Source organism: Streptomyces sp. 6-11-2 (genome assembly GCF_006540305.1).
GTDB lineage: Bacteria > Actinomycetota > Actinomycetes > Streptomycetales > Streptomycetaceae > Streptomyces.
In genome coordinates, this window is the sequence record NZ_BJOR01000001.1 from 29,645 (window position 1) to 44,052 (window position 14,408).

12 protein-coding genes are annotated in these 14,408 nt (G+C 73.8%); 8 read left to right on the forward strand and 4 right to left on the reverse strand.

From position 1 onward, the window contains the following. Complete coding sequence (gene efeU, locus TNCT6_RS40615; protein ID WP_253265968.1) at window positions 1–2,535, reverse strand: iron uptake transporter permease EfeU; 2,535 nt, start codon at window positions 2,533–2,535, stop codon at window positions 1–3. Window positions 2,536–2,889: 354 nt separating this feature from the next. Here efeU and TNCT6_RS00160 point away from each other — a divergent pair, with 354 nt between their 5' ends. Genes TNCT6_RS00160 through TNCT6_RS00170 form a run of 3 tightly spaced genes read left to right on the forward strand, consistent with a single transcriptional unit; the run spans window position 2,890 to window position 4,882 of the window. Continuing rightward, window positions 2,890–3,558, forward strand: a complete 669-nt coding sequence (locus tag TNCT6_RS00160; protein WP_141355364.1) for a DedA family protein — start codon at window positions 2,890–2,892, stop codon at window positions 3,556–3,558. Further along, window positions 3,555–4,157, forward strand: coding sequence for a phosphatase PAP2 family protein (locus TNCT6_RS00165; RefSeq protein ID WP_141355366.1), 603 nt, complete (start codon window positions 3,555–3,557; stop codon window positions 4,155–4,157). Before TNCT6_RS00160 ends, TNCT6_RS00165 begins: the two co-directional genes overlap by 4 nt. Continuing rightward, window positions 4,154–4,882, forward strand: a complete 729-nt coding sequence (locus TNCT6_RS00170) for a phosphatase PAP2 family protein (RefSeq protein ID WP_141355368.1) — start codon at window positions 4,154–4,156, stop codon at window positions 4,880–4,882. Before TNCT6_RS00165 ends, TNCT6_RS00170 begins: the two co-directional genes overlap by 4 nt. Window positions 4,883–5,622: 740 nt before the next feature. Here the strand turns inward: TNCT6_RS00170 and TNCT6_RS00175 are convergent. Next, complete coding sequence (locus TNCT6_RS00175) at window positions 5,623–7,119, reverse strand: hypothetical protein (protein WP_141355370.1); 1,497 nt, start codon at window positions 7,117–7,119, stop codon at window positions 5,623–5,625. Between the two features lie 231 nt (window positions 7,120–7,350). On the opposite strand from TNCT6_RS00175, the gene TNCT6_RS00180 reads away from it, so the two are divergent. Both TNCT6_RS00180 and TNCT6_RS00185 read left to right on the forward strand, forming a co-directional pair. Beyond that, a complete protein-coding gene (locus tag TNCT6_RS00180) occupies window positions 7,351–7,734 on the forward strand; it encodes a BlaI/MecI/CopY family transcriptional regulator (protein ID WP_141355372.1) in 384 nt (127 codons plus the stop codon). Then, on the forward strand, window positions 7,731–8,624 hold the full coding sequence (locus TNCT6_RS00185) for a M56 family metallopeptidase (RefSeq protein ID WP_141355374.1): 894 nt from the start codon (window positions 7,731–7,733) through the stop codon (window positions 8,622–8,624). Before TNCT6_RS00180 ends, TNCT6_RS00185 begins: the two co-directional genes overlap by 4 nt. 35 nt (window positions 8,625–8,659) lie before the next feature. On the opposite strand, the gene TNCT6_RS00190 is transcribed toward TNCT6_RS00185, so the two are convergent. Both TNCT6_RS00190 and TNCT6_RS00195 read right to left on the reverse strand, forming a co-directional pair. After that, window positions 8,660–11,002 (reverse strand): glycoside hydrolase family 65 protein, encoded by a 2,343-nt coding sequence (locus TNCT6_RS00190; RefSeq protein ID WP_141355376.1) that lies wholly within the window; start codon window positions 11,000–11,002, stop codon window positions 8,660–8,662. Further along, entirely contained in the window at window positions 10,999–11,751 is a 753-nt protein-coding gene (locus TNCT6_RS00195; RefSeq protein ID WP_141355378.1) for a beta-phosphoglucomutase family hydrolase, read from the reverse strand. The genes TNCT6_RS00190 and TNCT6_RS00195 overlap by 4 nt, the downstream gene beginning before the upstream one ends. Window positions 11,752–11,957: 206 nt before the next feature. On the opposite strand from TNCT6_RS00195, the gene TNCT6_RS00200 reads away from it, so the two are divergent. From TNCT6_RS00200 to TNCT6_RS00210, 3 genes are all read left to right on the forward strand, one after another. Next, entirely contained in the window at window positions 11,958–12,623 is a 666-nt protein-coding gene (locus tag TNCT6_RS00200; protein WP_141355380.1) for a nucleoside/nucleotide kinase family protein, read from the forward strand. A 90-nt stretch (window positions 12,624–12,713) separates the two neighbouring features. Further along, window positions 12,714–13,637 carry a MurR/RpiR family transcriptional regulator gene (locus TNCT6_RS00205; protein ID WP_172632750.1) on the forward strand — a complete coding sequence of 308 codons (924 nt, stop codon included), beginning with the start codon at window positions 12,714–12,716 and terminating at the stop codon, window positions 13,635–13,637. Between the two features lie 331 nt (window positions 13,638–13,968). Beyond that, window positions 13,969–14,349, forward strand: coding sequence for a hypothetical protein (locus tag TNCT6_RS00210; protein WP_172632751.1), 381 nt, complete (start codon window positions 13,969–13,971; stop codon window positions 14,347–14,349). Window positions 14,350–14,408: the final 59 nt, after the last annotated feature.

Sequence of the window (14,408 nt, forward strand, 5' to 3'; positions counted from 1 at the left end):
TCAGGCGGACTTCCGGATCTCCAGCAGGTCCGGTACGGGCGCGAGGTCCTCCAGAAGCTGTCCGGTGGCCCCGTCGAGGCGGGCCCGGGTGATCGCGTCGAGCCGGTTCACGGGGGTCCAGGCGTTCCCGCGGTGGGCCGCGTCGAGCAGCTTCTCCAGCCGGGCGGTGTCCGCGTCGACGGTGGGCAGCAGGCGCGGGGCGCGGGAGGTGAGCAGCGGCCTGAGCACGGTGAGCAGTTCGCGGGTGCCGGCGAGGTTGGCGTCGGCCGTGGCCAGCTCGGTGCCGCTGCCCTGGTCGGCCTGGCCGGTGAGTTCGAACTGGAGGGTGTTCTCGAGGATCTCGTGGGCGCGCAGAGGCAGGTCACCGGGGTCGAAGGCCTGCGTGGGGAAGGCCTTGCGCAGGCCTTCGGCGTCGGCGGCGAGTTTCTGGGCGGGGGCCTTCAGCCGGTCCGCGCTCTGGCCGTGCCACAGGCCGTACTCGATGCGGTGGAAGCCGGTGAAGTCCTGGTCGTCCACTCCGCCGGGCAAGCCGTCGGGCCGGCCGTTGATCTTCTTGTCGAAGTCCTCGAAGGTGCCGTAGGCGGCGCCGAGGGAGGAGTAGGTGCGGTGGGCGGTCAGCCAGTCGGTACGGGCCGCGTCGAGGTCACCGCCCTGGATGTCGGCGTTCAGCCGGCCAGTCTGGGCGACGAGCGTGGCCAGACCCCGTCCGACGTACTGCCTGTACTCCTTGAGCGGGGTGGCGAGGTCCTGCTCGGACACCGGGACGACCGCCGTGGCCCCTGCCCCGCCGCCGACCCGGACGGCCTTGGAGGTGACGGCCGTGCCGCCGGTGGGCACGCAGCGCCAGGCGTAGCTGCCGCCAGCGACGGTGGCGACCAGGTCGCGGGTGGTGCCGGGGGCCAGGCCCTCGATCTCGCCGTAGACCGCGTTGGTGGCCGGGTCTATCAGGTACACCTCGGACGTCTTCGACCCGGTGTTCCGCATCTGGAACGTCTGCCGTCCCGGCTCGGGCGCGGTGAAGCCCTTGCCGCACTCGGTCTCCGAGACGGCGACGGTCTGGGCTCCGGCGGGCTTGGGCCGTCCCAGGGCGACTACGAGTCCGGCCACCACCGCGGGCACCGCGACGACGGCCACGGGCACGACCCAGACGGGACGCCTCCGGCGGGCGACGGCCGCGTGCGCGGGCGATTCGTCCGGTGTCTCGCGGACGCCGCGCTCGGGCCTCCGCGACGGGTCGGCCCCCTCGGCCCGCACCTCACTGGCGCCGCCACCATCGGACGGATCGTCGGCCCCGGAGAGTGCGGACCTCTCGGCGTGGGAGGCGGCGGGCGACTCGGCCCGGGACGCGGCGGACCTCTCGGCGTGCGAGGCGGCGGACGTCTCAGCCCGGGACGCGGCGGACCTCTCGGCGTGCGAGGCGGCGGGCGACTCGGCCCGGGACGCGGCGGGCGTCCCGCTCGCCACCGCTGTCGTCGCCGCAGTGGCGGCACCCACGTCCGGCCCGGCGGCGGCTCGGTCCCCGCGCCCAGCAGCGACGGCGGCCGACGGCCCGGCCTCGGACGCCAGCCCGGCAGAGCCGGCGTCCGGGGCCCCGATCCCGGCCGCGGCGCGCGGCCCGCTCGCAGCGGCTGCCCGAGGCCCGCTCCCGGCGCCGGCACCTCGCGCGGTCTCCGGCACAGCAGCTGTCGGCGTGCCGGTCGGCGCCGTGGCGGGCGCCGGTTTCGTGGCGCGCACGCCCCGGACGAACAGGGTCATCACCAGGGCGAGGTAGCCGGCGTAGCCGAGGACCTGGAGCCAGGTCATCGTCGGGGTGAGGTTGAAGACGCCCTGGACGAGGGTGCTGTACCAGGAGCCCGCGTCGACGGTGCCGCCGAGGTCGACGGCGTACGCCGCCTTGCCGGGGAGGACTCCGCCCTCCTGGAGGTCGCGCAGGCCGTAGCCGAGGACCCCGGCCGCGATCACGATCAGCACGGCGCCGGTGGCGGTGAAGAACTTGGTGAGGTTGATCTTCAGCACCCGCCGGTACAGGCCCCAGCACAGACCGGCCGCCAGGACGAGGCCGATCCCGGCGCCCGTCAGCGGCCCCACGGACTCGCCGGCCGCGCGGGCGGTGGTCCACAGGAACAGGGCCGTCTCCAGGCCCTCGCGGCCCACCGCGAGGAAGGAGGTGAGGATCAGCACGCCCGCACCCATGCCGAGCGCGCCGGTCACCTTCTCCTTGATCTCACCGGAGAGGCTGCGGGCCGAGCGGCGCATCCAGAACACCATGGCGGTGACGAACGCGACGGCCACGACGCTGAGGGCACCGCCGAACGCCTCCTGCGCGGTCGCGGACAGCGATGCGGCCGTGAAGGTGAGCACCGCGCCGAAGCTCATCGCGAGCGCGATGGCCGCGAGGACGCCGGTCCACACCTGCGGCAGCCGGGACCTGGCTCCGGCCCGGACCAGGGTGGCGACGAGGATGGAGACGATCAGTCCGCCTTCGAGTCCCTCTCGCAGTCCGATCAGGAAACTCGGAAACGCGTCGTCCCACATGCCGTACGGTCCTCCCTGGCACACCGCCCCGGCCACTCCGGGACCGGGTTAGCGAAGGCATGCCTAACTTCGTGATCCATCATGACTACAGGCGTGTAGTCGACTGGTCATGAAGCGGCAATGGACCGGTAAAGGTCGACGCGCACACGGGAGTCCTCGGTCACAGCCGTTCTCGCACACAGGAACCGCGTGGAGGGTCCGGCTGGGCGGCCCGGTTCACTCATTCGGGCGACCATGGGAACGCCCCAGGGGTCTCCATCGTCTACATTGACGTAGACGGTCTACAGATTTGTAGTCACTCGGCCGGTGCCTTCAGCCGCGCGCCCGCCGACCCGACGGAAAGGGCCCGCGACGATGATCGCACTCCCGCACCTGTCGTCGCAGCTCGCTGTCAACGTGCTGGACGCGCAGTCGCTGCTGGCCGCCTTCGGCGTGCTCGGCGTCGGCGTGGTGCTGTTCGCCGAGACGGGGCTCCTGATCGGCTTCTTCCTGCCCGGCGACTCGCTCCTGTTCACCGCGGGCCTGCTGTGCACCGGCACGGCCGACCGGGGTGTGAAGCTGTCGCTGGCCCCGTTGCTGGTCGCGGCCGTCGTCGGCGCGCTCGCCGGCTCACAGTGCGGCTTCCTGCTGGGCCGCAGGGCGGGCGGCGCCCTGCTCGCCCGCAGCCGCTCCCCGCGCCTGCACGAGGGCGCCGGTCGCGCCGAGGAACTCCTGGAGCGGTACGGGTTCGCGAAGGCGATCGTACTGGCCCGTTTCGTGCCGGTGGTGCGTACGGTGCTCAACCCGATGGCCGGCGCCCTGGGCGTGCCGACCCGCACGTTCACCCTGTGGCAGGTCGTCGGCGGTCTCGTCTGGAGCGTCGGCCTCACCCTCGCGGGGTACGCGCTCGGCTCCTCCGTCCCGAACATCGACAAGTATCTGCTCCCCGTGATCGGACTCATCGTGCTCGTGTCGCTGATCCCGCTCGTCCCGGAGGTCCTGCGCTCGCGCCGGGCCGCGAAGACCAAGGAGGCGCGCGGATGATCCTCGCCCTGTCGGGCTCGTCCATCGACGGCCCCCTGTACTCGGACGTGGTGGACCTGGCCCGCCACTCCCCCGTGTGGTGGGACGACATGGTGACGGTGTGGTCGGCCTACGGCCTGGCCGTGTTCGCCGTGCTGATGCTGGCGGTCTGGTGGCGCTCGCGCCGGGTGGATGCCGGGGCGGCGGCCACCGCTCTGGTGGTGCCACTCGTCGTGGTGCTCGCCTACGCCGTCAACTCGCTGGTGAAGCTGCTCGTGCGCGAGGTGCGCCCGTGCCGCACGCTGCACGTGGTCACCCTGGAGGCCTGTCCGGCCCGCACCGACTGGTCCTTCCCCAGCAACCACGCGGCGATCGCCGCCGCGGCCGCGATGGCGCTGTTCCTCGTCTCCCGCCGGCTCGGCGCGATCGCCTGCGTGGCCGCCGTCGCGATGGCCGCCTCCCGGGTCTGGGTCGGCGCCCACTATCCGCACGACGTGGCGGCCGGGCTCCTGACCGGCGCGCTGGTGGCCTATGTCGTGATGAAGGCGCTGCTGCGCCGGCCGGACATACTCGCCCGGCGCCTGGCCGCGACGCGGCTGCGGCCGTTGCTGGTGTCATGAGGCCCCGGGACACCGCCGACCTCGCGGGCAGCGCGGGGCTCGGCGCCTGGGCCGCGTTCGCCGTGCTCGGCCTGGTCGTCGGCGGCCATGGCACCCCCCTGTCCGTGGACGACGTCCTGCTCTCCTGGTCCCTCGGTCACCGCCCGGCGGTGGCCGTGGCGGTGGCCCGCGGACTCACCGCCACGGGGACGGGGGTCATCCCGTACCTGCTCGTCGCGCTGGCCGGCCTCGCCGTCGGCCGCACGGCCCGGCAGCGTGCGGTCGCGGTCACTCTCGGCCTCGGCTGCCTGGTGGCGGGCCAGGCCCTGCGCTACGGCGTGATGGAGCTGATCTCCCGGCCGCGTCCGCCCCGGCAGGACTGGGCGGCCCACGCCTCGGCGTGGTCGTTCCCGTCCGGGCACACCACCACCTCCGCGCTGACCGCCGGACTGCTGATCCTGGCGACGGCCGTGCGTGCCCCGCGCGGCCGTGGGGCGTTCTGCCTCGTCGTCGGCTGCTGGGGCGCGCTGGTGGGGCTGACCCGGGTGTATCTCGGGGTGCACTGGTTCACCGACGTGATCGGCGGCTGGCTGTTCGCCGCGGGCTGGCTCGGGGTGTGCCTGTGCGCGGCCGCCTGGTGGCTGCCCGCCGGCCTCGTGTCCGAGCTGACGGCGAGAGCCGGAGGGCCGGTGGAGAACCACGCGGGCCAGGGTCCCGGCGGTCGAGGGCGGTCACGCCCCGTGTGACGCCCCGGCGCCACGGCCTGCACCACGAGGACTCCGGCTCACCCCTCGACGCGAGCCCACCGCCGCGACCGGCCGACGACGGACGCGGGGGCCCGGCGGCGTCGCCGGCGGCGAACCGCGCAGCCACGAGCCGTCCACCGGGCAGCGGCCCGGCCACACCGGCGCCGGGGCCCCGGACAACTGGTCGACGAGACCGCGCCGGTCAGATCCGCGCTGGTCAGATCCGCGCCGCACAGGCCGACCGAGGACGTTCTGTTCTCGTCGGCGACGGGGGTGTCTCGCCGGCCGCCGGCCGGTTCGGCGCGGGGGTGTACGCGGCGGCCGCACGGCGCTGCGCGCCCCGCCGGGCGAAGGCGAGCGGGCCGCCCCACAGGTCGGCGGCCGCCGCGGCCGGCTGTGCACAGTCGTGATGCCGTTCGGCACCGCCGCGACCATGGGCCGGCACCGCGGCCGCAGCGGGCCCCGCACCGCCGCCGTCACCGGCGCGGCGGCGCCGAGGACGATGGCCGCGGCCATGACGGAGAAGTGCGGGATCCGCAGGACGCCCGGGCGGGCCGCGGCGAGTACAACGATCAGACGCCGCACGGCGAGCGCGCTCGCGGTGCGGTCCGCGGACGGGCCTCACCGGATCAGGAACCGCAGGTCGACCACGCCCGCCCCGAGGCCGGCGGCCAGTACGTGGTGGGCGGCGCCGGCGGCGAACTACGGGCGCGTTGGCGACGGTTGCGGAACTCCCGGCGTCAGGGGCCGGTGGCCCTGCGCGCCTGGGGCGCGACGTACAGGCGCAGGTCGCCGAAGCGGTGGGAGGGCCAGGTGCGGGCGTACGCGGGCGGGGTGCCGTCGGCGGTGGTGAGGGCGGCGACCGGCAGGCTCCGTGCGGTCTGGTCGATGGCCGCCGGGGTGCTGTTGGTGTTGGGGCCCGCGGTCGCGGCCGAACCGCAGCCGGCGTAGAAGGCGATCGGGATGGCCTCCTCACCGGTGAGCAGGCAGGGCGGGCGCACGCCGAGGCGGTGCAGCGTGGCGGCGGTGCCGGACCAGGCGCGGCGGTCGGTGGTGGTGCGGTGGACGGTGTGGGCGAGGACGGCGTACTGCACTGCCAGGTGTCCGGCGAGGCCGAGGGCGGCCAGGGACACGGCGAGGGGCCGCCACTTGCCGCTCGGCGCCCTGAGGAGGTGGACGAGGGTGTCGGCGGCCGGGATCGCGAGCAGGGCGTAGGCGGGCAGCAGGAAGCGCGGCGCCGCATATCCGATCATGAACAGGTACGGGAAGGCGGCCGTGACCGCGCAGGCCAGCGCGACCAGCGTGGGCGGGGTCCGCCGGGCGCGCACGGCGAGAGCGAGGCCCAGCAGGGCGAGCAGAGGCAGGACGTACCACCAGGCGGTGACAACCGGGTTCGGCTGCGCGCCGGTGCAGGGCCGGCACAGGGCGCGCCCGCCCAGGCTGCGCAGTTGGTCGGCCACGGCGAAGTGCCAGCCCAGGCCGCCCTGTACGGCGGAGCCGTCGGACAGCCGCTGGAACAGGCCCCCGTAGGCGACGTACGCCTCGATCACCCATTCGGCGGATCCGGCGACGAGTCCGGCGAGCAGCGCGGCGAGCGGCTTCCAGCGCCGCTCCAGCAGGGCGAGGGCGAGCAGGGGCAGGACCACCCAGACGGCGTCCATGGGGCGCATCAACGCCATGAGGGCGGCACCCCCTGCCAGGCCCCACAGTGCGGCGCGGTCCCGCCGGGCGGTCCGGACCCGCAGGAAGCAGCCCGCACAGGCGAGGGCGCCGATGGCCACCCAGTAGTTGGGCATGGCCTGCGGACCGTAGAACAGGGTCACCCACAGGGAGGCGAACAGGGCGCCGGCCAGGGCCAGGACACCGGAGCGGAACGTGTGCCGCCACACGCGCAGGGCCAGGTACAGGGCGAGCCCGGAGAGCACCGCGAGGTAGACGCGCAGCAGCGTGGTGGACGGCGACCAGGAGGCGACCGGCGCGACGAGCAGCGAGACGCCGCGTGCGCGCGGGGCGCTGAAGTAGGCGGCCGGTGCGTGTCCGCTGACCTGGCTGACGTAGATGGACTCGTCCCAGCCGAGGCCCATGCCGGGGCGGACGAGGAGGAGTTGGGCGAGGGTGAAGGCGGCGGCCACCGCCGCCACGAGGACGTCGCCGCGCGCCCGGCGGGCGCGGGCGAAGCCGGATCCCGGTCCCGCTCGCCGTGTCCCGGCGAGTATGGCGTGCGTACTGTCGGCCATCTCCACCCCTCACCCCCGCACCGCGGGGTTTCGGGCTCCCCGCGTTCCGCGCCGCCGGCGCGGGAACCAGGTAAGCAGGAACCAGGTAGGACGTCAGGGAAACAAGTAAGACGTCGGGGAAAACAGGTACGACGTCAGGGAAAACACGGACAAACTAACCCGCGCCGCGCCCACGCGCCGGGCGGGACGCCGCCGGACGCCTGACCCCCTACGCGCTGTAAGGTTGAGGGCATGGCTGGCAGAGGGCCTCACGGCAGGGTGGAACGGCGCAGTTCGGGCGAGTTGGAGAGCGAGGTCCTGGCGGCCTTGTGGTCCACGGAGCACCCGCTCACCCCTGCCGAGATCCAGCTGGAGATCGGCGGCGGCCTGGCCTACAACACCGTGCACACCATCCTCAAGCGGCTGTACGACAAGGGCCTGGTGCTGCGCGAGGTGGACGGGCGGCGGGGTGCCTACCGGCCTGCCAAGAACGCGGCCGAGCTGACCGCCCAGGCGATGCACGACGCCCTGGACCGCGGCCCCGACCCGATCGCCGCCCTCCAGCAGTTCGTGACCGGGCTGAGCCCCGAGGAGGAGCGGGCCCTGCGCGAACTGCTCACCGGAGGGGCCGCGTGACGGTCGACGTCTACACCCCGCTGGCGCTGTCCGCGCTGCTCGCCGCGATCAGTCCCGCGGTCGGCCGGCGGGTGGCCCCCGCCCTGGCCGCGCGCGTGCTGACCGCCGCCGCCGCGGTGACGGCCGCCGCCACCGTGTGGTCCCTCGTGCTGCTGGCCGCCACCCTCCTCAACGACGCCCCGCCGGTCCTCGCCGAGGCCAGGGAGGCCGGATACGCGGTCCCGGACCCGGTGCCCGAGGCGATCGGGATCGCCGCCTGCCCGGCCCTCGCGCTGATCGCCCACCGGCTGTGGCGGGCCGTCCGCGCCGAGTACGCCACGCGCCGCAGGCTGCGGCGGCTGTGCGAGGGGCAGCCGGGGGACACCGAACTCATCGTCGCCGCATCGCCCGTGCCGCGGGCGTTCGCCATTCCCGGCTCACCGGGCCGGATCCTGGTCACCGCGGCGATGCTCGGCGCGCTGGAGCCGGTCGAGCGCCGGGTGCTGCTCGCCCACGAACGCGCCCATCTGGCGCACCGGCACGCGCTGCTGGTGACGGCGGCCACGCTGGCCTTCGCGGCCAACCCGCTGCTCGGGCCGGTGCGCGACCAGGTGGCCTTCCTCGTCGAACGCTGGGCGGACGAACGGGCCGCCGCGGCGGTCGGCGACCGCACCACCACCGCCCGCGCGCTCGCCCGCGCGGCGCTCACGGCCGGGCGGGCGGAGCCTTCGTGCGCGCTGGGCTTCACCGATCGCGCTGTCACCCGCCGGATCGCGGCGCTCCAGTCCGCCCCGCCGCCGCATCTGCGCTCGGTCGCGGTGGCCGTCCTCGCCCTCGGTGCGCTGCCCGCCCTGGGCGCCGCCGACGCCACGGGCGACCTGCTGGGCCTGCTGGTGCACATCGTCCCGTAGTCCTACGGCGTCCCGTACGGCGAGGAGCGCACGCGTCAGCGGGCATTGGGCTTGCGGTGCGGGGGCTGTTCCGGGGCCGTCAGGTGCTTCGGCGGTGGGACCGGGCGGGCCGTGGCGGCTCCCGGGCGGAGCGTGACCGGGGCACCGTGGTGACGGATCGTCATGGTCGGCCCGTCGAGCAGCGAGTACGTGACGCTCTGCTGGGTGACCTCCACGCGCAGCCGGCGGCCGCGGAACTGGAGTGTGAAGGCGAGGCGGCTGAACTTCTCCGGCAGCCGCGGCGAGAACCACAGCTCCTCACCGGTGCGGCGGGTGCCGCCGAACCCGACCACCAGCGCCTGCCAGGTACCGGCCAGGGAGGCGATGTGCAGCCCGTCGCGGGTGTTGTGCTCCAGGTCCTCCAGGTCCATGAGGGCGGCCTCGGCCGCGTAGTCGTAGGCCAGGCGCAGATGGCCCGCCTGGGCGGCGATGACGGCCTGCACGCAGGCCGACAGTGAGGAGTCCCGTACGGTCAGCGGCTCGTAGTAGGCGAAGTTGCGGGCGATGTGCTCCTCGTCGAACTCGCTGCCGCAGGTGTACATCGCCAGCACCAGGTCGGCCTGCTTGATCACCTGCTTGCGGTACAGGTCGAAGTAGGGGAAGTGCAGCAGCAGCGGGTACTGGTCGGCGCGGGTGCCGGCGAAGTCCCAGCGCTGGTAGCGGGTGAACCCGGCATGCTGCTCGTGCACGCCCAGCTCGGCGTTGTACGGGATGTTCATCGCCTCGGCCGCGTCCCGCCAGGTGGCGCTCTCCTCGTCGTCGGCGCCGAGCCGCTCCGCCTCCTTCGGATGGCGTTCGACGACGTCGGCCGCGGCCAGCAGGTTCGCCCGGGCCATCAGATTGGTGTACGTGTTGTCGTCGGCGATCGCGCTGTACTCGTCGGGGCCGGTGACGCCGTCGATGTGGAAGGTGCCGTGGTGGTCGTGGTGGCCCAGCGAGCGCCACAGCCGGGCCGTCTCCACCAGCAGTTCCACTCCGGTGTCGCGTTCGAAGTCCTCGTCGCCCGTCGTCGCGACGTAGCGCACCACGGCGTGCGCGATGGCGGCGTTCACGTGGAAGGCGGCGGTGCCGGCGGGCCAGTACGCCGAACCCTCCTGGCCCTCGATGGTCCGCCAGGGGAAGGCGGCGCCGCGCAGGCCCAGTTGGGCGGCGCGCTCCCGGGCGGCGGGCAGGGTGTTCTGCCGCCAGCGCAGCGCCTCGGTCACGGCGTCGGGCGAGGTGTAGGTCAGCACGGGGAGCACGAACATCTCGGTGTCCCAGAAGGCGTGCCCGTCGTAGCCGGAGCCGGTCAGCCCCTTGGCCGCGATCGCCCGTTCCTCGGCGCGGGCGCCGGCCTGGAGGACGTGGAAGAGGGCGAAGCGCACGGCCTGCTGGATCTCCTCGTCGCCGTCCACCTCGACGTCGGCACAGGACCAGAAGTCGTCGAGGTACGCCCGCTGTTCATCGACCAGGCCGGTCCAGCCGCCGTGCGCGGCGGCCGCCAGGGCCGCGTCGACCTGGTCGCTCATCGCGGGCAGGGAGCGGGCGCCGGACCAGCCGTGCGCGACGAACTTCTCCACCCTCAGCCGCTGTCCCGGTTCGAGGACGGAGGCGACCGTCAGCCGGGCCAGGTGGGGATGGCTCTCGCTGTCGGTCGTGGTGTGCTCGGGTCCGGAGATCACGTGGTCGGCGGCCACGGCCACCCGCAGTCCGCTGTTCCGGGTGCGGTGGACCAGCCGCAGCCGTTTGCCGGACGCGAAGTCGTCCTCCGGCTCCAGCGGGGACTCCAGGGCCATCGCCGCCCGGGGGTCGCCGTCGGACTGGGGCATCTGCTCGTTGGCCACCAGCTCCGACTGGATGACCACGCGCGCCTGGGAGCCGACGGGCTCCACCTCGTAGGCGACCGCGGCGATCGACCGCTGGGTGAGGGAGACCAGGCGGGTGGAGCGCACCCGGACCGTCGTGCCGGCCGGGGAGATCCACTCGCAGGTCCGCTCCATCACCCCGCGGCGCAGGTCGACGGTGCGCTCGTGGGAGACCAGCCGGCCGTAGCGCAGGTCGAACGGCTCGTCGTCGACGAGCAGCCGCAGCACCTTGCCGTTGGTGATGTTGATGACCGTCTGGCCCGACTCGGGGTAGCCGTAGCCGGCCTCCGCGTACGGCAGCGGGTGCACCTCGTACACGCCGTTGAGGTAGGAGCCGGGCAGTCCGTGCGGTTCGCCCTCGTCGAGGTTGCCGCGCCAGCCGATGTGCCCGTTGGACAGCGCGAAGACGGACTCGCTCTGGGCGAGGACGTCGAGGCTGAGTTCCGTCTCGCGTACGGACCACGGCTCGACGGCGTACGAACGGTGGGTGATCACTCGGTTCCTCCTCCCCCGCCGAGAAGTTCGGCGAGGTCCTTGACGACCACGTCGGCGCCGTGCGCGTAGAGCGCGTCGCGCTGGCCCACGCGGTCGACGCCGACGACGTATCCGAAGCGGCCCGAGCGGCCCGCCTCCATGCCGGCCAGCGCGTCCTCGAAGACGGCGGCCCGCCCGGCGTCGACGCCGAGGTCGCGGGCGGCGGCCAGGAAGGTGTCGGGCCGGGGTTTGCCGGGCAGAGCGCGTTCGCGGGCGACCACTCCGTCGATGCGGACGTCGAAGAGACGTTCGGCGTCGATGGAGTGCAGGACGTCCCGGGTGTTGGCGCTGGACGAGACGATCGCGGTCCGCAGGCCCTCGGTCCGGACGGCCAGGATGTAGCGCAGGGTGCCCTCGTACGCCTCCACACCCTCGGTACGGATTTTCTCCAGGAGGAGTTCGTTCTTGCGGTTGCCGACCCCGTTGACCGTCGGGGCGTCCGGCGGGTCGTCGGGGCTTCCCTCGGGCAGTTCGATGCCGCGAGAGGCGAGGAAGGTGCGCACCCCGTCGGCGCGGGGGCGGCCGTCGACGTACTCGTCGTAGTCGGCGACCTGGTCGAAGGGCCGGAAGCCGGCGCCCTCCCGCTCACGCAGGAAGGCGTCGAACGTCTCCTTCCAGGCGGCCGCGTGGACCACGGCCGTCTTGGTGACCACCCCGTCGAGGTCGAAGAGGCAGACGGTGATGTCTTCGGGCAGACCGAGCTGTGTCATAAAGGCACCTTTCCCCGCATCGCGGCTTTGAGAGGGTGCCGAGTGCCACATCCGGCCGATGCCACATCCGGCGTTCGGTCGCGGCGAACGGTCGTCGGTCCCGCGGCCATCGTGCTCCCGGCGGCGGGCGTACGCCGGTCGCGCGGGCGCGTCCTCCCCTCGGTGCCGGGATCCGTCCCCGCCGACCGGGTGAAACACTGTGCCGTGTGCCGCCGGCCTTCGACGACCTCCTCGCCCGCGCCCGAGCCCTCCCCCGTGCCGGACACCGGGCGATCCTCGGTGTCGCGGGCAGCCCGGGCGCGGGCAAGTCGACCCTGGCCGAGCACCTGGTGCGGGCACTGAACGGGGACGGGGACGGGGAGCCATGGGTGGCGCACGTCCCGATGGACGGCTTCCACCTCGCCGACGTCGAACTCGACCGGCTCGGCCGCCGGGACCGCAAGGGGGCTCCGGACACCTTCGACGCGGCGGGGTACGCGGCGCTGCTGCGCCGGCTGCGCGAGGAGCCGGACGAGACGGTGTACGCGCCCGGCTTCGACCGCGTCCTGGAGCAGCCCGTCGCCGGCACCGTCCCGGTACCGCCGTCGGCCCGGCTGGTGGTGACGGAGGGCAACTACCTGCTGCTGGACACCGGACTCTGGGCGCGGGTGCGGCCCCGGCTGGACGAGGTCTGGTTCTGCGAACTCGACGAGCCGGAGCGCGTGCGCCGCCTGGTCGCCCGCCACGAGGAGTTCGGCAAGTCGCACCAGGAGGCGGTGGCCTGGGTCCTGGGCACCGACCAGCGCAACGCGGACCTGGTCGCGGCGACCCGGTCCCGCGCGGACCTGATCGTGCCGCGGTCGGCCCTGCCGCCCCGCACCCGCGCGGCCTGAGCCCGCCCGGTCCCGCTCGTCCGGCGCGACGGGCGCCCCTGCCGCGTTGGACTATGTTGGGCCTCTGTGGGAGACAAAGGAGGCGCCTCGGTGCCATCGCCGCAGCAGGCACGCGCACAGGCGTCAGCGATCACCTCGGGAAAGACGGTTCCACGGGCGGAGGCCGCCCCCGCGTCCCAGCTCAGAACGATCTTCGACGGGCCCCATCTGTCTCCCGGGCAGCGCCGCATCGCCCAGTACCTGATCGAGAACATCACCGAGGCGGCGTTCATGTCGATCACGGAGCTCGCCGACCGGGTCGGCGTCAGCCAGCCGTCGGTGACGCGGTTCGCCGCGGCGGTCGGCTTCAGCGGTTACCCGGCGCTGCGCGAGAGGCTCCAGTCCATCGCGCTGCGGACGCTGGCGGGCGGGCCGGACACGGCCGTGCAGGACCGGAGCAACGAGCTCCAGGCGGCCGTCGACGCGGAGATCGGGAACCTGGAGAACCTGCGCCGGGACTTCGCCGACCCCGGCCTCGTGATCGACACCGGCCGCGAGTTGTCGCGCTCGACCCCGCTGACCGTGCTCGGCCTGCGCATCTCGGGGTCGCTCGCCGAGTACTTCGCCTACGCGGCGCGGCGTATCCATCCGGACGTGCGGCTGGTGACCCGCGGCGGCAGCGTCGCCTACGACGCGCTGCTGCAGGCCCGGGAGGCCGGCGGTACCTGGGTGCTGGCCTTCTCCATGCCCCGGCACGCCCACGAGACCCTGGCCGCCGTCCGTGTCGCCCGCGGCGCCGGGCTCAAGGTGGCCGTGATCACCGACCTGGCGCTCGGGCCGGTGGCCGACGAGGCCGACGTCACCTTCGCCACCGGGACCGGGTCCCGCCTGGTCTTCGACTCCTACGCCGCGCCCGGCGTGATGTGCGCGGCCCTGCTCCAGGCCATGACAGACGCCGACCCGGAGCGGACCCACGCCCGGCTGGAGGAGTACGAGCAGATCGCCGACCAGCACCACTTCTTCCTCCGGGACTGACCGGCTCACCACCGGTCCTCCACGGCCGGCGCGGCATCGGACGATCGACGTCTCCGGGAGGGCAATGCAAGCGAGCGTGAATGTTTACATACTCCTTGCCAACCGAACGGCATATATAAATACTGCTCACGGATCACGGCCCGGCCCAACCCCGGTACGTGCCACACCCTGCACGGGCACCTCGAGCCGCCGTCTCCCACCGGCGTCGGCACACGGGGTGCCGGGTCGGGCATCGCCTGCGCGAACGCCCGCGGCGGCCCCGGTCATCCCCTAGGCCGGGGCCGCTCACCTCGTCGTACCACCCCTCCACGACGCCGCACACCCGGAAGCGATGACCATGCCCCCGACGACCACGCGCCTCAGCCCGGACTGGCCCCGCCAGGTCAAGACCCCCGGCAGCTACGACTGGGAACGCTCCGCGGCCAAGTGGCTGCGCGAACTGGTCCCGGCGCGCTACGGCAGCTACCCCGCGCTGATCCGCCACCCGGTGCTGCTCGCCCGCCATGCGCGGATACAGGTCGAGCAGGAGATCCGGGTGGCCCGCACCGCCCTCCAGACCGCGCGCACCGAACTGCCCCGGTTGGGCATGCCCGAGTCGGTCATCGAGCACACGATCAAGCTGTACGCAGCCGAACTGCTGCAACTCCAGCACATCGCCCGCAGCGTTCGCGCGGTGACGGAGGCACTCGTGGAGCGCGCCGGACACCGGTGAGACCTCCCGGCCGCGCTCACCACGCGCCGGGTCGCGCGTCAATCAGGGCCGGCAATCCG